At 67.4% G+C, this 20,446-nt stretch carries 18 protein-coding genes; 11 read left to right on the top strand and 7 right to left on the bottom strand.

Features of this window, described 5'->3' with window-relative positions; all coding sequences use genetic code 11:
* Window positions 1–2 precede the first annotated feature (2 nt).
* The gene (locus A6M56_RS18290) at window positions 3–884 is read right to left on the bottom strand and encodes a hypothetical protein (RefSeq protein ID WP_147282521.1); all 882 of its coding nucleotides are present in this window, start codon (window positions 882–884) and stop codon (window positions 3–5) included.
* Window positions 885–1,236: 352 nt separating this feature from the next.
* Window positions 1,237–2,181: a M48 family metallopeptidase gene (locus A6M56_RS18285; protein WP_062737558.1), complete on the bottom strand. Its 945-nt coding sequence runs from the start codon at window positions 2,179–2,181 to the stop codon at window positions 1,237–1,239.
* Window positions 2,182–2,292: 111 nt separating this feature from the next.
* Here A6M56_RS18285 and A6M56_RS18280 point away from each other — a divergent pair, with 111 nt between their 5' ends.
* A complete protein-coding gene (locus tag A6M56_RS18280; RefSeq protein WP_045785523.1) occupies window positions 2,293–3,591 on the top strand; it encodes a muropeptide transporter in 1,299 nt (432 codons plus the stop codon).
* Here the strand turns inward: A6M56_RS18280 and A6M56_RS18275 are convergent.
* Window positions 3,583–4,776, bottom strand: a complete 1,194-nt coding sequence (locus tag A6M56_RS18275) for a class I SAM-dependent methyltransferase (RefSeq protein WP_102080635.1) — start codon at window positions 4,774–4,776, stop codon at window positions 3,583–3,585. The two genes, A6M56_RS18280 and A6M56_RS18275, sit on opposite strands and share 9 nt — an antisense overlap.
* 16 nt (window positions 4,777–4,792) lie before the next feature.
* Here A6M56_RS18275 and A6M56_RS18270 point away from each other — a divergent pair, with 16 nt between their 5' ends.
* Window positions 4,793–5,608: an SDR family oxidoreductase gene (locus A6M56_RS18270; RefSeq protein ID WP_102080636.1), complete on the top strand. Its 816-nt coding sequence runs from the start codon at window positions 4,793–4,795 to the stop codon at window positions 5,606–5,608.
* A gap of 20 nt (window positions 5,609–5,628) precedes the next feature.
* Window positions 5,629–6,027 (top strand): dihydroneopterin aldolase, encoded by a 399-nt coding sequence (locus A6M56_RS18265; protein ID WP_045787734.1) that lies wholly within the window; start codon window positions 5,629–5,631, stop codon window positions 6,025–6,027.
* Window positions 6,028–6,312: 285 nt separating this feature from the next.
* Here A6M56_RS18265 and A6M56_RS18260 read toward each other — a convergent pair whose 3' ends face one another.
* Both A6M56_RS18260 and rocD read right to left on the bottom strand, forming a co-directional pair.
* Complete coding sequence (locus A6M56_RS18260; RefSeq protein ID WP_045785526.1) at window positions 6,313–7,242, bottom strand: arginase; 930 nt, start codon at window positions 7,240–7,242, stop codon at window positions 6,313–6,315.
* A gap of 24 nt (window positions 7,243–7,266) precedes the next feature.
* Window positions 7,267–8,493, bottom strand: coding sequence for an ornithine--oxo-acid transaminase (gene rocD / locus A6M56_RS18255; protein WP_045787735.1), 1,227 nt, complete (start codon window positions 8,491–8,493; stop codon window positions 7,267–7,269).
* 118 nt (window positions 8,494–8,611) lie between these two features.
* Here rocD and A6M56_RS18250 point away from each other — a divergent pair, with 118 nt between their 5' ends.
* A complete protein-coding gene (locus A6M56_RS18250; protein ID WP_045785527.1) occupies window positions 8,612–9,538 on the top strand; it encodes a LysR family transcriptional regulator in 927 nt (308 codons plus the stop codon).
* A gap of 23 nt (window positions 9,539–9,561) precedes the next feature.
* Here A6M56_RS18250 and amaB read toward each other — a convergent pair whose 3' ends face one another.
* The gene (amaB, locus tag A6M56_RS18245) at window positions 9,562–11,103 is read right to left on the bottom strand and encodes an L-piperidine-6-carboxylate dehydrogenase (protein ID WP_373271745.1); all 1,542 of its coding nucleotides are present in this window, start codon (window positions 11,101–11,103) and stop codon (window positions 9,562–9,564) included.
* Window positions 11,104–11,190: 87 nt separating this feature from the next.
* On the opposite strand from amaB, the gene A6M56_RS18240 reads away from it, so the two are divergent.
* The 5 genes from A6M56_RS18240 to A6M56_RS18220 are packed head-to-tail and all read left to right on the top strand — an operon-like array spanning window position 11,191 to window position 16,660.
* Window positions 11,191–11,916, top strand: coding sequence for a TetR/AcrR family transcriptional regulator (locus tag A6M56_RS18240; protein WP_045785529.1), 726 nt, complete (start codon window positions 11,191–11,193; stop codon window positions 11,914–11,916).
* A gap of 56 nt (window positions 11,917–11,972) precedes the next feature.
* Window positions 11,973–12,938, top strand: coding sequence for an HlyD family secretion protein (locus A6M56_RS18235; protein WP_045785530.1), 966 nt, complete (start codon window positions 11,973–11,975; stop codon window positions 12,936–12,938).
* Window positions 12,935–13,897: an ABC transporter ATP-binding protein gene (locus A6M56_RS18230; protein WP_102080638.1), complete on the top strand. Its 963-nt coding sequence runs from the start codon at window positions 12,935–12,937 to the stop codon at window positions 13,895–13,897. Before A6M56_RS18235 ends, A6M56_RS18230 begins: the two co-directional genes overlap by 4 nt.
* Complete coding sequence (locus tag A6M56_RS18225) at window positions 13,894–15,069, top strand: ABC transporter permease (RefSeq protein WP_102080639.1); 1,176 nt, start codon at window positions 13,894–13,896, stop codon at window positions 15,067–15,069. The genes A6M56_RS18230 and A6M56_RS18225 overlap by 4 nt, the downstream gene beginning before the upstream one ends.
* Before the next feature lie 7 nt (window positions 15,070–15,076).
* Window positions 15,077–16,660: an efflux transporter outer membrane subunit gene (locus A6M56_RS18220; protein WP_102080640.1), complete on the top strand. Its 1,584-nt coding sequence runs from the start codon at window positions 15,077–15,079 to the stop codon at window positions 16,658–16,660.
* A 281-nt stretch (window positions 16,661–16,941) separates the two neighbouring features.
* Here A6M56_RS18220 and panE read toward each other — a convergent pair whose 3' ends face one another.
* Window positions 16,942–17,895: a 2-dehydropantoate 2-reductase gene (gene panE, locus A6M56_RS18215; protein ID WP_045785534.1), complete on the bottom strand. Its 954-nt coding sequence runs from the start codon at window positions 17,893–17,895 to the stop codon at window positions 16,942–16,944.
* Between the two features lie 151 nt (window positions 17,896–18,046).
* Here panE and ttcA point away from each other — a divergent pair, with 151 nt between their 5' ends.
* Entirely contained in the window at window positions 18,047–18,982 is a 936-nt protein-coding gene (gene ttcA / locus A6M56_RS18210) for a tRNA 2-thiocytidine(32) synthetase TtcA (RefSeq protein ID WP_102080641.1), read from the top strand.
* A gap of 306 nt (window positions 18,983–19,288) precedes the next feature.
* Window positions 19,289–20,446: bifunctional UDP-N-acetylglucosamine diphosphorylase/glucosamine-1-phosphate N-acetyltransferase GlmU (gene glmU, locus A6M56_RS18205; protein ID WP_286758286.1), on the top strand; the 1,158-nt coding region annotated here is incomplete at its 3' end.

The raw sequence follows: 20,446 nt of genomic DNA, 5'->3' as shown, positions 1-20,446 counted from the left end.
GCTTACTGGACTGACGTCATCGACTGCGAGAAGGTCTTCACGTAATTCGCCGGGGCCGGGCCCTGATACGTGTTGGCGTTGTCGCACTTCACGGTGCGTTGGCCGGCGACGTCCCACCAGCAGCGCATGTCGATGGCGTAGGCTGCGTTGCCGGCGGGGCCATTCTGAAGCTGACCGTCGTTGGATTTCGTAATGGTCTCGATATGGTGAATGCGCAGCGTGTTGAACGTGCCGGCATCGGTGGTGACCGGTTCATACGCTTCCACGGTCGAGGTCATGCTGACCGTTTCCGTATAGCCGGCCGTACAGGTGTACAGCCAACCCGACGTCCACGTCTTGCCCACCGACAACGGGAAGTTCAGCAGATTGCGCTTGGGGTTGTACGTGCACGAGGCGCCGTTCGGGAACGTGCGCTTGAGGCGGTTGCCGTCGGCGTCTTGCGTGAACGTGTCATCCGTCACGTTGTTCAGGGTGGACGTCACGGTCGTGATGCCCGTGTTGGCGTCGACGGCTGCCGTGGTGTTCACGCGCGTCTTCTGCGCGGTCGAGCCGTCCACGTAGTTGCTCGTTTCCTTCCACGTGATGACGCGACCCACTTGCGCCGTGCCTGCCGTGTACTCATGCGGCGTCACCGTGACCGTCACCTTGGCCGTCTTGCTCGCGTCCTTGGCCGACGTCACGATCAGCGTGAACGTGCCGCCCGGCGGGCTCTTCAGGCCGGCCGTCCAGCTCTGCGTGCTGGCGCCCTTGACCGCGACTTCGGTATTGGGCGTTGCGTCGCCGGACTTCCAGTTGACGTCGCTGCTGCTGTCCAGACGCAGGTCTTGCCCCGACTTGACCGTCAGTTCGGTCGTCTGGCCGCTGCCGAGGTTAAACGATTGCACCTTGGTGCCGCCAACCGTGGCGCTAAGCGTAAAGCTGTTCGGATCGGCTACACCGCCATTGCCACCGTCTCCGCCGCCGCAGGCGCTCAATACGCAAGCCAACGCGATACTCGTAAACCCCTTGCCCCATGCGTTCATTATTTCCGTATCCCTGATTTTGTGAGGATGTATTGGCAGCAGAAATGCTGCGCGCGCAGGGTACAAGCAGGGCCAAATTGTCTCCTTAGGATTTCCTTACGAAAACCGGTTTCCCCTCGAAAGGATGGGCGTTCGCGGGCCCCCGCTTTTGCAGCGGAATACGGAATGCGTGGGCATTCGTCTTTTCATCGGCTGATTATGATCATTTGGTCATCTATCGCCGCACCATTGGCCGCATCGGCGCCTCATCCCCATTATCAACAGGTGCCGCCCCCAGATACTGCATATTCGACCGATATTCCGGCAGCCTCCCCATCGGCATATGCAGGGCCTCGGCAAACAGCGGCAGCGTTTCGGGCAGATGACGCGACAGCACCGCCATGCGCGTGCGTCCGGACGGATGCGTCGACAGGAACTGCTTCTGCTCCGCCCCGCCGATGGAGCCCATCTTCTGCCACAGCGTGAGCGCCGCGCGCGGGTCGTAGCCGGCGCGCGAGGCGATGTCCATGCCGACGAGATCCGCCTCGGTTTCCTCCGCGCGCGAGAACGCCAGCAGGTGCATCTTGGCGCCTTCGCCCAGGTCCGTATCGCCCCGGTTGCCGAAGCCGAACAGCTGCGAGATGACGTTGGCGCCCAGGTTGGTGATCTCGCGCTGGCCGGCGCGCGCGCGGGCGTGCTCGCGCAGCGCATGGGCGATCTCGTGACCGAGCGCCATGGCGAGTTCGTCGTCCGTCAGCCTGAACTGCTCGACCAGCCCGGAGAACACGGCGATCTTGCCCCCGGGCATACAGAACGCGTTGACCTGGTTGGCGCCGATCAGGTTGATCTGCCACTGCCAGTGCGCGGCGTCGGGGTTCCAGCGCGGCGCCTGCGGAATCAGCCGCTTGACGATGGCGCGGATGCGGATGAGGTCCGGCACGGTGTCTGGCGCGAGCGCGCCTTCCTTCGCGGCGTTCTCGACGATCTGCCTGTATTCGGCCTGGGCGCGCCGGTCGATTTCTTCGGCCGGGATGACGAGGCGGATGTTGGGCGAGGTGGTGGTCGGCGCTTCGAGCCTCACGCCGTCGGCCGGCACCGGCAGCGGGCCGTCCATGGCGGTGGCCCAGGTGGCAAGCACCAGGCCGGCCAGCAGCAACACGGAACGAGAGCAGCGCGACATAAAGGCAGGAGGCCGAATCGACTGCGACATAATATCGGCCAACGCGCCGCGCCACGCTACGTGGCAACCCGCACCCCGCCCGCCGACCGCCGACCGCATTCAGCCCGCCGCATGACCTATCACGACTACCTCGACGTTTTCCGCAACCGCCGCATCGGGGCGATGCTGCTGCTGGGCTTTGCCTCCGGGCTGCCGCTGGCGCTGACCTCCGGCACGTTGCAGGCCTGGATGACGGTGGAGGGGCTGGATATCCGCACGATCGGGCTGTTCTCGCTCGTGGGGCAGGCGTACATCTTCAAGTTTCTGTGGGCGCCGCTGATGGACCGCTTCACGCCGCCGCTCATGGGCCGGCGCCGCGGCTGGCTCGTGCTCACGCAGGCGGGGCTCGTGGCATCGATTGCCGCCATGGCGTTCACGCCGCCGCACGCCGCGCTGTGGGCGCTGGCGGGGCTGGCGGTGCTGGTGGCGTTTCTGTCGGCGTCGCAGGACATCGTCTTCGATGCGTACAGCACCGATGTGCTGCACACGAGCGAGCGCGGCGTCGGCGCGGCCGTGAAGGTGCTCGGCTACCGGCTGGCGATGCTCGTGTCGGGCGGCCTTGCGCTGTGGCTGGCCGATCGCGTGATGGGCTGGAGCAACATGTACCTGCTGATGGCCGGCCTGATGGCGCTGGGCATCGTCACGACGCTGTGGTCGCCCGAGCCCGACGTGTCGGCGCGGCCGCCGCGCAGCCTGCAGGAAGCGGTCGTCGGCCCGCTGAAGGATTTCTTCTCGCGCCGCGGGGCCTGGGCGCTGCTCGCGCTGATCGTGCTGTACAAGCTCGGCGATGCGTTTGCAGGCAGCCTGTCGACCACGTTCCTGATCCGCGGCGTCGGCTTTTCCGCCGGCGAGGTCGGCATCGTCAACAAGACGCTGGGGCTGGCGGCGACCATCGTCGGTGCGCTGTACGGCGGCACGCTGATGGTCCGGCTGGGGCTGGTGCGCGCGCTGCTGCTCTTCGGCGTGCTGCAGGCGGTGTCGAACCTCGGGTACTGGGTGCTGGCCGTCACGCCGCAGCACCTCTGGACGATGGCGGTGGCCATCGGCGTCGAGAACGTCTGCGGCGGCATGGGCACGGCGGCCTTCGTGGCGCTGCTGATGGCGCTATGCAACCGGTCGTTCTCGGCGACGCAGTACGCGCTGCTGTCGGCGCTGGCCTCGATCGGTCGCGTGTATGTGGGGCCGACCTCCGGCTACCTCGTGGAGGCCTACGGCTGGCCCGCGTTCTATCTGATGACGGTGGCGTTTGCCTTCCCGGGCCTGGCGCTGCTGTGGTGGATGCGCGGCACGATCGGCCGCTATGAAGCCGAGCAGACCGAGCGCGCCATGACCGCCCAGTCGTCGCAATCCAGCAAGGCGGCGTCAGCCTAGGCGGTCAGAGCGGTCGGCGTTGCCGAAGCCGATCAGGGGCAGCGCCGCATCGATGCCCTTGCCCAGGGCAATCGCCTTGAACAGCTCACCCATCTCGGCCTCCGAGAGCAGCTTCTGCACCGCGTTGGCCGCCGGCAGGAACTGCATCGGGTCGGACGGGTCGAGCGTCATCAGCAGCTCGCCGACGCCCGCGCTCAACAGGAAGCGCGCCTGGCTCGTGTAGCCGAGCAGCTCCAGCCCCGCCTCCTGCCCCGCCTGGGCAATCCCCGAAAAATCGACGTGCGCGGTGATGTCCTGCAGGCCGGGCAGCCAGAACGGATCATCGTGCGCGTGCTGGCGGTAGTGGCACATCAGCGTGCCGTCGGCGCGGTGCGCGTGGTAGTACTCGGCAGCGGGGAATCCGTAGTCGATCAGCAGCAGCAGGCCGCGAGCAAGCGCCGCGCCGGTGCTGCGGATGAAGCCCTCGGCGGCTTCGTGCGATTCGGTGACGATGTCGTGCGCGCCGGGCAGCGCAGCGAGTTTGGCCGGCACCTCGGACGGATCGGCGGGGCGGTCTTCCCACTGCAGGCCATGCTGCGCATCGAGGACCACGCCGCGCCGGTGCCATACGCCCCCGCGGCGTGCCCACAGCGACACGGGCATCGCGTCGAGCACTTCGTTGCCGACCATCACGCCGGTGAACGGCGCGGGCAGCGTGTCATGCCAGTGGGCGAGCGCGCTGAATTCCGCGCCCAGCGCGGCCAGGCGTTGCTGCTGGCGCTGTCGCAGTTCGCCGGACAATTCGACGATGCCGTAACTGTCGGGCCGCACGCCCAACGCATCGAGTTCGGTGAGGATGTCGGCGGCCAGCTTGCCGGTGCCGGCGCCAAATTCCAGCACGTGGCGCTGGCCCTCCGGCAGCACGCGCAGCACCTGCGCGACCTGGTGCGCCATGGTGCGGCCGAAGAATGGCGTCAGTTCCGGCGCGGTGATGAAGTCGCCGCCGTCTTCCACGCGCCGCCCGAACTTGGCGGCTCCGCCGCTGTAGTAGCCCAGGCCCGGCGCGTAGAGCGCCAGTTCCATGTAGCGGTCGAACGGAAGCCAGCCGCCGGCGGCCGCGATGGCATCGGCGATCCGGGCGAACAGGCGCGCGGACTGCGCCTGCGCCGCCTCGTTGGGAAGCGGTAAACTCACGGTTTTGCTCATCGCCGGATTGTAAACAATGGCGCAGACGCCGACTCAACCGAACGCCGAATCCACCACACAGCGTCGCATCGCCCTGGTCACGGGCGCTGCGCGCCGCGTGGGCCGCGTGATCGCCCTGGCCCTGGCCCGCAACGGCTGGGATGTGGCCGTGCACTGCCACCGCTCGCGCGCCGAGGCCGACACCGTGGCCGCCGAGATCGTCGCCATGGGCCGGCGCGCCGCCGTGCTCCAGGCCGACCTGTCGGACGAAGCCGCCGCCGGCCGCCTCATCACCGACTGCATCGCTGCGCTCGGTACGCCCACGTGCCTGGTGAACAACGCCTCGCTGTTCCAGTACGACGTGGCGACGAGCTTCAGCTACGCGTCGCTCGACACCCACATGCGCACGAACGTGGCGGCGCCGCTGCTGCTCTCGCGCGAGCTGCATCGAGCGCTGGTGGCCGCGCAGCCGGACAGCCATGCCCCGCGCGGCGTGGTCATCAACCTGCTGGATCAGAAGCTCGACAACCTGAACCCCGATTTCCTCTCGTACACGCTGTCGAAGGCGGCGCTGTCCACGGCCACGATGCAGCTGGCGCAGGCACTCGCCCCGACGCTGCGCGTGGTGGGCGTGGCGCCGGGCATCACGATGGTGTCGGGCGATCAGTCGCAGGGCGGGTTTGCGCGCGCACACCAGATGACGCCGCTGGGGCAGTCGTCCACGCCGGAAGACATCGCCGAGGCGGTTTGCTACCTGGCCACCGCGCGCGCCGTCACCGGCACCACCCTGTTCGTCGACGGGGGCCAGCACCTGATGCCGCTCGCCCGCGACGTGATGTTCCTCACCGAATGATCTTTCCCCCGGACGCTTCCATGCTTTCCCTGCTATCCCACCCGCGCCTGTCGCATTGCCGTCGCATGTTTCTGCGCAACTACGAAGTGCAGATCAACATCGGCGTGCATGAATTCGAGAAGAAGGGCGAGCAGCGCGTCCTGATCAACATCGAGCTGTACGTGCCGCTGGAGTATTCGTCGCCCACGCAGGACAAGCTGCACGAGGTGGTGGATTACGACTTCATGCGCGAGACGGTGGCGCGGCGCATGGCGCAGGGGCATATCCACTTGCAGGAGACGCTGTGCGATGACGTGCTCGATGCGATGCTGAAGCATCCGCATGTGCTCGCGGCGCGGGTGTCGACGGAGAAGCCGGATGTGTATCCGGATTGTGAGTCGGTGGGGGTGGAGGTGTTCCGCATCAAGGACCAGGCCTGAGCGGCTGTTTTTGTTGTTGTTGGTGCGTTCTCTGTTTCATCCCCTGCCGGGGCTGAGTCACTTTCTTTGTCTTGCCACAGAAAGTAACCAAAGAAAGGCGCGCCCGATGCGGCGAAAGACTCCTTGAATTTATGTCGCAAGGAGGGGAAGGGAAAAACTCGCCGCGCTCAGACAGTTTCCCTTCCTTTTTCCTCCTTGCAACAGAAATTCAAGGCGCCGCATAGGGCAGGGTACGGCCACACCGTCTGTGTGCGCGCGTTGGCGGTGCGCTTTTTTGATAGCGGTTCAAGCCGCCGTCGCGTATTCGCGGCGCTGGGCGTGCAATGCGCCCGCTACGCTGCCTAGCAGGTCCAGCGCAAGCTGCGCGGTGATCCCGCCCTTGTCGTGGCGCGGGTTGTACTCCACGAGTTCGAATGCGGCAAAGCGGGGGTCGCGGGCGCAGGCGGCTAGCGCCTGGGTCATGCCGTGCGCGGTGAGGCCGTCCATTTCGGGGGTGCCGACGCCCGGTGCAACGGCAGGATCGAAGGCGTCCAGGTCCAGCGTGACGCCGAAGGCGACGGTGCCCGAGGTGACCACGCGGGTCGCTTCGGCCATGACAGCGCGCAGGCCGGTGCGCGCCACCTCTGCGGCGTCGATGACGCGTACGCCCAGCTGGCCCAGCAGCGCGCGCTCGGCCGGCTCGTAGCTGCGTGCGCCGACGACCACGACGTGCTGCGGCAGCAGCTTGGGCTCGGCGTCGCGGATCTGCGTGAGGGCCGGTGCGCCGTGGCCGAGCAGGGCGGCCAGCGGCATGCCGTGGATGGCGCCGGATTCGCTGGTCTGCGGCGTGTGGCTGTCGAGGTGCGCATCGATCCAGATGAGGCCGAGCGCGCCTTGCGGACGCAGCGCGTTTGCCACGCCCGACCACGTGCCGATCGCGCACGAATGGTCTCCACCGACGACGACGGGCACATGGCCGGCGTGCACGCTGTGCGCGGTGGCATCGGCCAGCGCGCGCGAGAAGCCCGCCACGCCGGGCAGCGTCGCGAGCCGCGCTGCACGGTTGTGCCCTGCCGACGTGGCCAGCTCGATGTCGTGGGCCAGGTCGGCATGCGTGCCAGGCGCCTGCAGCCGCGCCAGGGCGCCCGCATGGATCAGCGCGCGCGGGCCGTGCTTGCAGCCGTCGTCTTGCGCGCCGCAGCCGATGGCCGCGCCGATCAGGTCGATGATGGTCATGTCACTCCCCTTGGTATTTCGTGGTCAAGCTGCCTTGCGTCGCGGCCAGCCGGCCAGCGTGGCGCGGATCGCCTCCAGCGCCAGCGCGAGTTCCGCCTCGCCGATCACCAGCGGCGGCGTCAGGCGCACCACGTTGCCGTAGGTGTCCTTGGTCAGCACGCCGCGTTCGGCCAGCGCAAACGCGAAGTCGTGCGCGTCGATGTCGGCGTCAAGCTGCAGGCCGATCATCAGGCCGCGTCCGCGCACCTGCCGCACGCCGTGGCCGATGAGCGCCTTCAATTCGCGGATGAACGCGTCGCCCACGCGCGCCGCACGCTGCGGCAGTTGCTCTTCCATCAGCAAAGCGAGTGCCGCACGGCCGATGTGCGCCGCCAGCGGGTTGCCGCCAAACGTGGAGCCATGGTCGCCTGGCTGGAACACGCCGATGACCGCCTCCCGGCCGGCAATGGCCGATACCGGCACCATGCCGCCGCCGAGTGCCTTGCCCAGCACCACCAGGTCCGCCTCGACGCCTTCGTGCCAGCTTGCGAGCACATCGCCGGTGCGGCCCAGGCCGGTTTGCACTTCATCGCAGACGAGCAGCACGTTGTGTTGCGTGGCGAGTTCGCGCGCAAGCTTCAGGTAGCCCGGCGGCGGTACGACGATGCCGCCTTCGCCCTGAACCGGTTCAATGAGGATGGCGCCCGTGTTCGGACCGACGGCGGCGCGCAGTGCATCGGCATCGCCGAACGGAATGCGCCGGAAGCCCGCGGCAAACGGCCCGAACCCGTAGCGGTACTGGTCATGCGAGGAGAACCCGACGATCGTCGTGGTGCGGCCGTGGAAGTTGTTGTCGAAGACGATGATCTCGGCCGCATCGGGCGCGAGGCCCTTCACGTCGCGCGCCCATTTGCGGGCGGCCTTGATGGCGGTTTCGACGGCCTCGGCGCCCGTGTTCATCGGCAGCGCGCGGTCCATGCGCGTGACGCGGCAGACGTCAGCCAGGAAGGGGCCGAGCTCGGTGTTGTGGAACGCGCGCGAGGTCAGCGTCAGGCGGCCGGCCTGCTCCACCAGCGCGGCCACGAGCTTGGGGTGCGAATGCCCAAAGCTGACCGCCGAGTACGCCGACATCATGTCCAGGTACCGCCGGCCATCGGTGTCGAACAGCCACACGCCTTCCCCGCGCTCCAGCATGACGGGCAAGGGCGCGTAGTTGCGTGCGCCATAACGGTCTTCCAATGCGTAGCTCGGATGTTGCATTGCGGTCGTCATGATGGCCTCCATCGCGTTGTTGCGGCGGATTGTGCGATCTGACAGACTTGAAATCAAATCGAATGTTTTTCGTTTTTCGATCCAAAAATTTGATGGATCGACGAGGATTTCTCCGCTCATGTCGCATTCGCCCTTGCGCTATCTGCATAGCTTCCTGACGGTTGCCAACGAGGGCAGCTTCGTGCGCGCAGCCGATCGCCTGGCCGTGTCGCAGCCTGCGCTGTCGTACCAGATGCGGCAGTTGGAGCAGTGGCTGGGCGTGCCGCTGTTCGAGCGCTCGGGGCGCAAGCTGGTGCTCACGCGTGCGGGCACCTCGGTGCGCGCTTGGTGCCGCGATGCTTTTGCGGGTCTGGACGAGCTGCGCGCTGCGTTGCACAGCGGCGAGGTCGAGCGCGTTTCGCTCAAGCTGGCGAGCGGCTCCAGCTTCGGCCGCTACGTGCTGATGCCCGCACTGGTCACGCCGTCGCCCGAATCCGACGCGCCGTTGCTCGACGACGTGCGCCTCGAGCTCACCTTCGGCAGCGACGACGAGGTGTTCGCTCACGTGGAATCCGGCCGCGCCGATCTCGGCTTCGTCTACACGCCGCGCACCTCGCGGCTGTTCCAGCACCACGCCGTGTACACCGAGGAATTCGTGCTCGCGTGCAGCGCCCGCGCGTTACGCGAGCACGGCGCTCCGCGCACCCTGGCCGACTGCGCGGCGCTGCCGTTCGTGACGTACGACGAGTCCGATGCCGTGTACGGCCTGTGGTTCAAGGCGCTGTTCCGGCGCCTGCCCGAGACCACCGTCAGCGCGCATCACGTGTCGGACCTGGAAGAGGTGAGCACGCTGGTGGAGGCCGGCGTGGGGTGGTCGGTGCTGCCGCTGCACGGCATTCGCGATGCGGTCGAGCGCGGGCGCTTGCGTGTGGTGCGGCCCATCGTCGCGCGGCGCTGCCTCAACACTGTGTTCGCCGTGCGCCGGACGTCCAGCTTCCCGAGCGAGGCGCAGGATCGGCTGCTGGTGCGGCTGGCGCAGCTGGATGCGGGGGCCACCCCGGCGTAGGGCGTGCGGCGTGGGGCCTGTTCCTAATCGACGTCGAACCGGATGCCCTGCGCGAGCGGCAGCGCCGTGCCGTAGTTGACGGTGTTGGTGGCGCGGCGCATGTAGGCTTTCCACGCGTCGGATCCGGCTTCGCGGCCGCCGCCGGTGTCCTTCTCGCCGCCGAACGCGCCGCCGATTTCCGCGCCGCTCGGGCCGATGTTGACGTTGGCGATGCCGCAGTCGCTGCCGGTGGCCGAGATGAAACGCTCGGCCTCGCGCATGTCGAGCGTGAAGATGCTCGACGACAGGCCGTGCGGCACGGCGTTGTTCAGTGCGATGGCCTCGTCCAGCGTGTCGAACGGCATGGCGTAGAGGATGGGTGCGAAGGTCTCCTCGCACACCACGCCACGCTGCGCCGGCATTTCGACGAGGGCGGGGCGCACGTAGTACGCCTCGCTGCCGAACGCACAATCCACGCGGTCTCCGCCATGCACGGTGCCGCCTTCGGCGCGGGCGCGTGCCAAGGCGGCCTGCAGGCGCGCATGCGCCTGCGCGTCGATGAGCGGGCCGACCAGCGTATCGGCGTCGCGCGGATCGCCCACGCGCACGCGTTCGTACAGCGTCACGAGCCGCGGCACGAGCGTGTCGTACACCGACCGATGCACGAACAGCCGCCGCAGCGACGTACAACGCTGCCCCGCCGTGCCCATCGCTGCGAAGGCGATGGCGCGTTCGGCCAGGGGCAGGTCGGCGCTGGCGCAGACGATGGCCGCGTTGTTGCCGCCGAGCTCGAGAATCGTGCGCGCAAAGCGCGGTGCAGCGGCTTGCGCCACCGCCCGCCCCATCCCCGTGCTGCCTGTGGCCGAGATGAGCGGAATGCCGGCGTGATGCGCGAGCGCTTCGCCCAGGCCGCGTTCACCGATCGCGACTTGCGCGAGGTGCGGCGGCGCTTCGCCAAAGCGCTGGCAGGCGCGCAGGAACAGGCGCTCAACGGCCAGCGCCGTCAGCGGCGTCTTCTCTGATGGTTTCCAGATGACCGGGTCGCCGCACACCAGGGCCAGCGCCGCATTCCACGACCACACCGCCACCGGGAAGTTGAATGCCGTGATGACGAGGCACGGGCCTAGCGGGTGCCACGTCTCCATCATGCGATGCGCGGGCCGCTCACTCGCGATGGTCAGCCCGTACAGCTGGCGCGACAGCCCCACGGCAAAATCGCAGATGTCGATCATCTCCTGCACCTCACCCAGGCCTTCCTGTGTGATCTTGCCGGCCTCCAGCGTGACGAGCGCGCCGAGGTCTTCCTTGTGCGTGCGCAGTTCCTCCCCCAGCAGGCGCACGAGTTCGCCGCGGCGCGGTGCGGGCACGGTGCGCCACGCCTGAAATGCGGAGTGCGCCTGCGCGACGATGCGATCGGCGTCGTCCGCCGTCATGGCCGGCACGCCCGCGAGCACCGCACCGTCGATGGGCGAACGCGCCTGCAGCGGCCCCGTGCTGTCGATGAGGCTATCGAGATGCAGGCGTTGCAACAAGGCGCGGGCGGAGGTCGGCATGGCAGGGGCAGGAGAGTCGAGCGAGCACGGCATCCCGTTCAGCATGCGCCGCGACCGGGCGATCCGCAAGCGACGCTGCCGCGCCTTGCATAAATTAATTGACAGATTAATATTCACGCCATGACGACGCGCACACCTTCTCCGCGCGGCCCAGGCCGGCCCAGGGGGCCGTCCCAGGATGACCTGCGTGACCGCTTGCTCGATATCGCCGTCGCGCTGTTTGCGCAGGATGGCGTGGGCCCCACCACGCTTGCCGCAATCGCGCGTGAAGCCGGGGTGACGGCGCCCATGGTGCATTACCACTTCAAGACGCGCGACCAGTTGCTCGACGCGGTGGTCGAGGCCCGCATCCGTCCGCTCATCGACGAGGTGACGGGCCCGGCCTTGGCGATCCTGGCCAGCGACACCGGCCAGGCGGATCTCGCGCAGACCGTGGCCGGCGTTGCGCGGCGCATGGTTGCGGTGGCGGCGGCCACGCCGTGGTTTCCGACGCTGTGGATCCGCGAGATCGCGAGCGAAGGCGGCCAGCTGCGCGAACGGGTGTTCGCACGCATCGCACTGGAGCGCGCGACCTTGCTGGTTGATCGCATTGCCCGCGCGCAGGCGGCCGGTGCGGTGAACCCGGCGCTGCAGCCGCCGCTGGTGATGGTGTCGCTCATTGGCCTGGCGATGCTGCCCTTCGCGACGCGCACGCTGTGGAGCCGCCTGCCGCTGGCCGATCGCGTGACCGACGAGGACATCGGCCAACACGTGGCAGCGCTGCTGCTGCACGGCATCGGGGCGGTCGGCGGCGCGCCGGACGACGTGGGCAAGAGGACCAAACGCAAGACAAGGCCGCGCAGCTAGGCGGTACGGCAGCTCAGGCAGTTCAAACGCATCGAACGAATCCGGCGGAGGGCGGCATGCGGCAGGGGTCGTACATCGGCAGGGCAGGGTGGTTGGCGGCGGCAGCGGTGGCATTGACCGGTTGCGCCAAGCAGGACGACCACACGTATCAGGGCTACGTGGAAGGCGAGTTCGTCTACGTCGCGTCGCCGGTGGGCGGCCGACTCGAGCATCTGGGCGTGCAGCGTGGGCAGACCGTCAACGCCGGAGCGCCGCTTTTCGTGCTGGAATCCGTCGACGAAGCCGCGGCCCGCCAGCAAGCGCAGGCGCAACTGCAGGCCGCGCAAGCGCAACTCGCCGACCTGAATGTCGGCAAGCGCGTGCCGGAAGTGGACGCCGTGCGCGCGCAGCTGGCGCAGGCCGTGGCGGCAGACAAGCTCTCGTCCACGCAGCTCGCGCGCGATGAGGCGCAGTTTCGTGCGGGCGGCATCGCGCAGGCGCAGCTCGACAGCAGCCGATCCACCGCGCAGGCGAATGCGCAGCGTGTGCGCGAGTTGACCAACCAGTTGCGCATTGCCCAGTTGCCGGCGCGCCAGGACCAGATCCGCGCGCAGTCGGCGCAGGTGGAAGCCGCGCGCGCGGCGGTGGCGCAAGCGCAATGGCGGCTCGATCAGAAGGCGCAGAAGGCCATGCAGGGCGGCCTGGTGTTCGACACGCTGTATCGCGAGGGCGAATGGGTCGGCGCGGGCAGCCCGGTCGTGCGCATGCTGCCGCCGGCCAACGTGAAGGTACGCTTCTTCGTGCCACAAGGCGTGATGGGCGCGCTCAAGCCGGGGCAGGCCGCACGCATCCACTGCGACGGCTGCGCGGCCGACATCAACGCCACCGTCACCTACGTCGCCAACGAGGCCGAGTACACACCGCCCGTCATCTACAGCAACACCACGCGCGACAAGCTCGTCTTCATGGTCGAAGCGCGCCCTGCCGCCGCCGACGGCCCGAGGCTGCGCCCGGGCCAGCCGGTGGAGGTGACGCTGCCATGAACGCCTCGCATCGGCACAACGGCGGCAATGGCGACTACGCCATCGACGTGCACGGCCTGAACAAGCACTTTGGCGACAAGCACGTCGTCAAGGACCTCTCCATGCGGGTCGCGCGCGGCGAGATCTTCGGCTTTCTCGGGCCCAACGGCAGCGGCAAGACCACGTCGATCCGGATGATGTGCGGGCTGCTCACGCCCGACAGCGGCAGCGGCACGTGCCTCGGTTACGACATCCTCAAGGAGTCGCCCCAGATCAAGCGCCGCGTGGGCTACATGACGCAGCGGTTCTCGTATTGGGATGATCTTTCCATCCGCGAGAACCTGGATTTCGTGGCGCGCCTGTACGAGATGCCCAATCGGCGCGAGGTGGTGGACCACGCCCTGGAGCATCTTGGGCTGGCTTCGCGTGCCAGGCAACTGGCGGGCTCGCTGTCGGGCGGCTGGAAGCAACGCCTGGCGCTGGCCGCGTGCATGCTCCACAAGCCTGAGTTGCTGCTGCTCGATGAACCGACCGCCGGCGTCGACCCGAAAGCACGGCGCGACTTCTGGGAAGAGCTGCACCGGCTCGCAGCGGAAGGCATCTCGGTGCTTGTCAGCACGCACTACATGGACGAAGCCGAACGCTGCCACAAGCTCGCCTACATCGCGTACGGCCAACTGCTGGCGCAAGGCACGGCGGACGAGGTGATCGCCAGCCAGCGCCTGTCGACGTGGTCTGTTTCGGGCGGCAATCTGGTGGAGCTCGGCCGCAAGCTCGAAGGGCAGCCGGGCGTGGACCAGACCGTCGCGTTCGGTTCCGTGCTGCACGTGACTGGCGCGGATGCGCAGGCGCTGGAAGCCACGCTGCGCCGTCTCGCCGAGACATCGGGCGTGCGCGCCGAGCCCATCGGCACGGGGCTCGAAGACGTGTTCATCCACATGATGAAGCGCTCGTCCGACAACTACGGAGCGCAGCCATGAGCTTCGGCACAGACCGGTTCTCGTTCCAGCGCTGGTGGAGCGTGGTGCTCAAGGAATTTCTGCAGCTGCGGCGTGACCGCGTGACGTTCGCCATGATGATCGGCATCCCGATCATGCAGCTGTTCCTGTTCGGCTTTGCCATCAACACCGACCCGAAGCACCTGCTGACCGGCGTGATCGCGGCAGACCAGAGCGAGTTCACGCGCAGCTTTCTGGCCAGCATGCGGCACTCCGATTACTTCGAGCTGCGGCAGAACCTTCCCGACGAGACTGCCGGGCGCGAGGCCCTGGCAAAGGGGCAACTGCAATTTGTGGTGTCGATCCCGCCCGACTTCACGCGCAAGCTGGTGCGCGGCGAACGGCCGTCGCTGCTGGTCGAGGCCGATGCGACCGACCCGGCCGCCACGGGGCTCGCGCTGGCCTCGCTGCCGCAGCTCGTGCAAGGCGTGGTCAGCAAGGACATGAAGGGCGCGCTGTCGCCGCTGGCAGGCGGTGCAGGCGGGGGCGAGGGTGCCCGTGCCGGCGCGCCGCCGTTCGACGTGCGCCTGCACAGGCTCTACAACCCCGAGGGCATCACGCAGTACAACATCATCCCCGGCCTGATGGGCACCATCCTCACGATGACGATGGTGATGATGACGGGCCTGGCCATGACGCGCGAACGCGAGCGCGGCACGATGGAAAACCTGCTGGCCACGCCAGTGCGCCCGCTCGAGGTGATGACCGGCAAGATCGTGCCGTACATCTTCATCGGGCTCGTGCAGGTGACGATCATCCTGCTGGCCGCGTACTACATCTTCCACGTGCCGTTCGTGGGCAGCGTTTGGATGGTCTATGTGGCGGCGCTGCTGTTCATCGTGGCGAGCCTCACGGTGGGGATCACGCTGTCGTCGCTCGCGCAGAACCAGTTGCAGGCGACGCAGCTCACGTTCTTCTACTTCCTGCCGAGCATCCTGCTGTCGGGGTTCATGTTTCCGTTCGTGGGGATGCCGAAATGGGCGCAGGTGATCGGGAACTTGCTGCCGATGACGTATTTCCATCGGTTGACGCGCGGCATCCTGCTCAAGGGGAATGGGTGGGTGGAGTTGTGGCCGAGCATCTGGCCGCTGATGCTCTTCACCGTGGTGGTGTTGGGGGTGGCGGTGCGGTTTTATCGGAAGACGTTGGATTGAGGTGGCTATGTGGACGCTGTGGATTCGACGTGCTGACGCTGGTGGTGCATTGCTTGTTTCGTCCGCAGCCGGTGCCGACTTGCTTTCTTTGTCTCGGTACGGCCAAACCGTCGGTGGGCACCTGTTGGCGTTGCGGCGAGCGTTGAACGGGTGCGAGCGGGCGGCTGGGGCGGTGTTGATTGCCGCGCTGGCTGTGAGCGGCTGTGCCGTCGGTCCCGATTTCAAAGCGTCCGCTGGGCCTGCGGCTACCGGCTATTCCGCGCAACCTGTTTCGCGCGAAACCGCATCCGCGCCCGTTGTTGGCGGCGAAGCGCAGCATCTGGTCGATGCCAATGTGCCAGCGGATTGGTGGCACCTGTTCCGATCGCCGGCGCTGGATGCGCTGGTGGACGAGGCGTTGCGCGCGAGCCCATCCGTCGCGCAGGCGGAGGCGCGCTTGCGCCAGGCGCAGGCCGAGGCGCAGGCGCAGTTCGGTTATGCGTGGCCGTCGGTCGATGGCTCCGTGTCTGCGATGCGGCAGCAGGTGAATCCCGAGGCGTTCGGGTTCAACACGCCCAAGCCGGGGCCGTTCACGTTGTATTCGGCGTCGCTGTCGGTGTCGTATGCGCTGGATATGTTCGGCGGCGTGCGCCGGGCGCTGGAGGCGTCGCGCGCGCAGGTGGACACGCAGCGCTATCAGATGGAAGCGGCGCGCCTGTCGCTGGCCGGCAATGTCCTGACGGCGGCGGTGCGCATCGCGGCGCTCGACGCGCAGATCGCCACCACGCAGACACTGCTCGCCGAGCAGCGCAAGCAGCTCGACATCACCGAGCGGCGTCTGGGCCTGGGCGGTGTCGCGCGGGTCGATGTGTTGTCGCAGCGCACGCTGGTTGCGCAGACGGAAGCCACGCTGCCGCCGCTCATGCAGCAGGCGGCGCAGCAGCGGCACCGCCTGTCGGTCCTGCTGGGTCGCGAGCCCGGCGCGGGCTTGCCCGACCTGCCGACGCTCGACGCGCTGCATCTGCCTGACCCGCTGCCGGTGTCGCTGCCATCCGCGCTCGCCCAGCGCCGCCCCGACATCCGCGCGGCCGAGGCGATGTGGCACGAAGCCAGCGCCAACGTGGGCGTGGCCACCGCGAATCTCTTCCCGCGCATCACGCTGTCCGCAGGTCTTGGCTCGGAAACCACGCGCTTTCCCAGCCTGCTCGGCGCCGGATCGAGCATCTGGAATCTCGGCGCGGGGCTGACCCAGCCGATCTTCCACGGCGGCACCCTGCGCGCAAGACAGCGCGAAGCCGAAGCCGCCTACGACGCCGCCGGCGCCGCCTACAAGCAGACCGTTCTGCAAGGCCTGCAGGAAGTCGCCGACGCGCTGCACGCCGTCCACAACGACGCGCAAACCTTGCAGGCCCGCGCATCCGCCACCGAGCAAGCCGAACAGACGCTGCGCACCGCCGAGGCCCGCCATGCCGCGGGCGGCATCAGCACGCTCGCGCTGCTCGATGCGCAACGTCAGCGCGATCAGCTTGCTCTGCAACAGCTACAAAGCCGCGCCGACCGCCTGCTCGATTCCGCCGCCCTGATGCAAGCCCTCGGCGGCGGCTGGCAGTAAAGAAGATCGTGGCGCCCACGCTCGAACCCTGCCGGTTTGGCCGTTGATGTTCCTGCCCTAGATGGCGCCTTGAATTTCTGTTGCGGGGAGGAAAAAGGAACGGCCCTTGTCTGAGCGCAGCGAGTTTGGCTCCTTCCCCTCCCCGCGACACAAATTCAAGGCGAAGTCGCCATCTCTGGCGCGCCTTTCTTTGCTTGCTTTCTTTGGCAAGACAAAGAAAGTGAGTCGCCCCCGGAAGGGGGTGAAACAAGGGCGAACCGAAAGCGAAAAAAAGCAAACAGTCAGCCCGCCGCCCGTAACACCCGCTGCTGATAAGCCTGCAAATGCGCAAACGCCACCCGCAGCAGTGAAACATCCGTCCCCAGCGTCCGCCCTCGCCGCAACATATCCCCCACGATGTGATCCGCCTCCACGCGGGTCCCCCTCTCCAGATCGCGCAGCATCGACGCCGTCAACGGCGACCCCGCCTGCGTCAGCACCTGCAGCCCACGTTCGCGGGCCGCCTGCCGGATCGGATAACCCGATGCCGCCGCAACCTGCTCGCACGCCGCAAACATCGCTTCATTCAGCGTACGCCCTTCGTCGGTCGCGACGATCTCGCCGACGGTCGCCCGCATCAGGCACGTCATCGACGCCAGCGACGTGAGGAAGACAAACTTCTCCCACATGTCCTGCATGACGTTTTCGGCCAGCACGGAATCAAAGTTGGCCGTGGCGAACACATCGCGGATGGCCTCGGTGCGCTCGCGCGGCGCATGCGGCGTGCGCTCGCCAAAGGTGAGCGAGTGCACGGCCGGGCCTTGCCCGATGCTCAGATGCAGCACGGCACCGTCCGGCGCGGTCGTCGCGCTGATATGGCACAGCCCGCCCAGCACGCGCGATTCGCCGAACGCGGCATCCAGGCGTTCCAGATGCGCCAGCCCGTTGAGCACCGGCAGCACCACCGTGCGCTCGCCCACCACCGGGCGAATGGCCGTGATGGCGTCGTCCAGGTCATAGGCCTTGCAGCTCAGCAGCACGAGATCGGCATGGCCCCAGGCGGGCGCCTGGTCCGCCGTGATGAGCTGCACGGGCAACTGCGCGTCGCCCTGCGGGCTGCGGATCACCAGCCCGTGCTGGCGCAACCGCTCCGCGCGCGCGGGGCGCACGAGAAACGTCACATCCGCACCGGCCTGGGCGAGCCGCCCGCCGAAATAGCCGCCGGTACCGCCGGCGCCAAGAACCAGAATCCGCATCGTTGTCTCCGTCAGGCTAAGGGTAGGCAAACGATTCTAGGCCTGTTCACGCGACCCTGCAGGGGGCGCTCCGCGCGCGCTAAAATACTGATTTTCCTCACGATTTGACGCCCGTCCGGCCATTGTTCAGCGCTGGCGGGGTCGATATGCCATGACGTTCTCCAACAATTTCCACCGCCTCGAAACCCGCTTGCAGTCGCAGGTCGGCCGCGCCATCGGCGACTTCAAGATGATCGAAGACGGCGACACCATCCTCGTGTGCCTGTCCGGCGGCAAGGATTCGTACACGATGCTGTCGATCCTGATGGCGTTGCAGAAGCGCGCGCCGATCGACTTCAAGCTCATCGCCATGAATCTCGACCAGAAGCAGCCCGGCTTTCCGGAAGACGTGCTGCCCACGTACCTGAGGAAGCTGGGCGTGGAATATGTGATCGTCGAGGCGGACACGTATTCGATCGTCAAGGAGAAGGTTCCCGAGGGCAAGACCACGTGCTCGCTGTGCTCGCGCCTGCGCCGCGGCGTGATCTACCGCACGGCCAAGGAGCTGGGCGCCAACAAGATCGCGCTGGGCCATCACCGCGACGACATCGTGAACACGTTCTTCCTGAACATGTTCTTCGGCGGCAAGATGAAGTCGATGCCGCCCAAGCTGGCCACCGACAACGGCGACCACATCGTCATCCGGCCGCTCGCCTATTGCGCGGAAAAGGACATCGCTTCCTATGCCCGCGCGATGGAATTCCCCATCATCCCGTGCAACCTGTGCGGCTCGCAGGAAAACCTGCAGCGCAAGAAGGTCAAGGAAATGCTGCTGGAGTGGGAGCGTCAGACGCCGGGCCGCATCGACAACATCTTTTCTGCGCTGCAGAACGTGGTGCCGTCGCACCTGGCCGATACCAAACTGTTTGACTTCAACGGCCTGACCACGGGCCTGGCGAAGATCGGCGAAGACGCGCTCTTCGGCCAGACCGCCTACGACCAGGCGCCGCTGGTGTTTGCGGGCTCGCATGACGACCGCATCGAGTTCGTGCGCTTCGAGCGCAAGCCTGGCGACGCCACCGTCAAGAGCGAAGCCGCCGCCGGCTGACGGGCCGCAGCCGCCACCCGGTGCCGCCGGAAGGTGTCGCCCGTCCGCACGACCAGCCGCCGGGCTAACCAGCCCGGCAATGGCGTAACTGCAACAATTCCACCGTTTGACCGGTTCTGGGGGAGGGTGGCCCCCATGCTAGAATTTTTCCATCTGTGTCTTATACGCCGCAAAAGCGCCCCGCAGAAGGGTTTGCAGGCGGCCCGGCCATCGTGAGGGGAGGTGGCGGGCGATGGGTTTCCGGTGCTGGGTTGCATGCCGATTCCCGTCGCGGCTATCGCTTCGAGTCACTCTAGGAATCTCCTTGTGAATATCGTCATCCTGGCTGCAGGCATGGGCAAGCGCATGCGCTCCGCCCTGCCCAAAGTGCTGCACCCCCTGGCCGGCAAACCGCTGCTGGCGCACGTCATCGATACCGCACGCACCATGTCGCCGACGCGGCTGGTGGTGGTGGTCGGCCACGGCGGCGACCGCGTGCGCGAGATGGTGGGCGCGCCCGACATCGCCTTCGCCACGCAAGACAAGCAACTGGGCACCGGCCACGCCGTCATGCAGTCGCTGGACCAGCTTGACGAAAGCGTGCCCACCCTCGTGCTCTACGGCGACGTGCCGCTGACCCGTGCCGAAACGCTGCACGCTCTCGTCGACGCGGCCGGTCACAACCACCTGGGCGTGCTGACCGTGCACCTGCACGACCCGACCGGCTACGGCCGCATCGTGCGCGACGCCGCCGGCCGCATCACGCGCATCGTCGAGCAGAAGGACGCCAACGAAACGCAACTCGCCATCCACGAGGTCAACACCGGCATCCTGGTGTGCCCGACGGCCAAGCTGAAGGCGTGGCTGTCCACGCTGTCCAATGACAACGCGCAGGGCGAGTACTACCTGACCGACGTGATCGAGCGCGCCGCCAGCGAAGGCGTGCCCATCACGTCCGCCCATCCGCTGGCCGAGTGGGAAACGCTCGGCGTGAACAGCAAGGTGCAGCTGGCGGAGCTGGAGCGCATTCACCAGCGCAACCTCGCGCAGCAGCTGCTCGAAGATGGCGTGACGCTGGTCGACCCGGCGCGCATCGACGTGCGCGGCAAGCTCACGTGCGGCCGCGACGTGGTGATCGACGTCAACTGCATCTTTGAAGGCAACGTCACGCTGGGCGATGGCGTGCACATCGGCGCCAATGCGGTGATCCGCGATGCCGTCATCGAGGCCGGCGCAGAGATCCTGCCGTTCTGCCATATCGAACAGGCCAAGGTCGGTGCCGATTCGCGCATCGGGCCGTACGCGCGCCTGCGCCCCGGCACCGAGCTGGCCGAAGACGTGCATATCGGCAACTTCGTCGAGGTGAAGAACAGCCAGGTGGCGGCGCACAGCAAGGCCAACCACCTCGCCTATGTGGGCGATGCGACGGTCGGCTCGCGCGTGAACATCGGCGCCGGCACCATCACCTGCAACTACGACGGCGCC

The organism is Ralstonia sp. RL, from assembly GCF_001683835.1.
Taxonomy (GTDB): domain Bacteria; phylum Pseudomonadota; class Gammaproteobacteria; order Burkholderiales; family Burkholderiaceae; genus Ralstonia; species Ralstonia mannitolilytica.
This window is presented reverse-complemented; position numbering and strand designations above follow the sequence as displayed.

Bases quoted from the DNA above. Each gene is read 5' to 3' on its own strand.
- A6M56_RS18285 (WP_062737558.1), bottom strand. From the start codon at position 2,181: ATGTCGCGCTGCTCTCGTTCCGTGTTGCTGCTGGCCGGCCTGGTGCTT.
- A6M56_RS18280 (WP_045785523.1), top strand. From the start codon at position 2,293: ATGACCTATCACGACTACCTCGACGTTTTCCGCAACCGCCGCATCGGG.
- A6M56_RS18275 (WP_102080635.1), bottom strand. From the start codon at position 4,776: ATGAGCAAAACCGTGAGTTTACCGCTTCCCAACGAGGCGGCGCAGGCG.
- A6M56_RS18270 (WP_102080636.1), top strand. From the start codon at position 4,793: ATGGCGCAGACGCCGACTCAACCGAACGCCGAATCCACCACACAGCGT.
- A6M56_RS18265 (WP_045787734.1), top strand. From the start codon at position 5,629: ATGCTTTCCCTGCTATCCCACCCGCGCCTGTCGCATTGCCGTCGCATG.
- A6M56_RS18260 (WP_045785526.1), bottom strand. From the start codon at position 7,242: ATGACCATCATCGACCTGATCGGCGCGGCCATCGGCTGCGGCGCGCAA.
- rocD (WP_045787735.1), bottom strand. From the start codon at position 8,493: ATGACGACCGCAATGCAACATCCGAGCTACGCATTGGAAGACCGTTAT.
- A6M56_RS18250 (WP_045785527.1), top strand. From the start codon at position 8,612: ATGTCGCATTCGCCCTTGCGCTATCTGCATAGCTTCCTGACGGTTGCC.
- amaB (WP_373271745.1), bottom strand. From the start codon at position 11,103: ATGCCGTGCTCGCTCGACTCTCCTGCCCCTGCCATGCCGACCTCCGCC.
- A6M56_RS18240 (WP_045785529.1), top strand. From the start codon at position 11,191: ATGACGACGCGCACACCTTCTCCGCGCGGCCCAGGCCGGCCCAGGGGG.
- A6M56_RS18235 (WP_045785530.1), top strand. From the start codon at position 11,973: ATGCGGCAGGGGTCGTACATCGGCAGGGCAGGGTGGTTGGCGGCGGCA.
- A6M56_RS18230 (WP_102080638.1), top strand. From the start codon at position 12,935: ATGAACGCCTCGCATCGGCACAACGGCGGCAATGGCGACTACGCCATC.
- A6M56_RS18225 (WP_102080639.1), top strand. From the start codon at position 13,894: ATGAGCTTCGGCACAGACCGGTTCTCGTTCCAGCGCTGGTGGAGCGTG.
- A6M56_RS18220 (WP_102080640.1), top strand. From the start codon at position 15,077: ATGTGGACGCTGTGGATTCGACGTGCTGACGCTGGTGGTGCATTGCTT.
- panE (WP_045785534.1), bottom strand. From the start codon at position 17,895: ATGCGGATTCTGGTTCTTGGCGCCGGCGGTACCGGCGGCTATTTCGGC.
- ttcA (WP_102080641.1), top strand. From the start codon at position 18,047: ATGACGTTCTCCAACAATTTCCACCGCCTCGAAACCCGCTTGCAGTCG.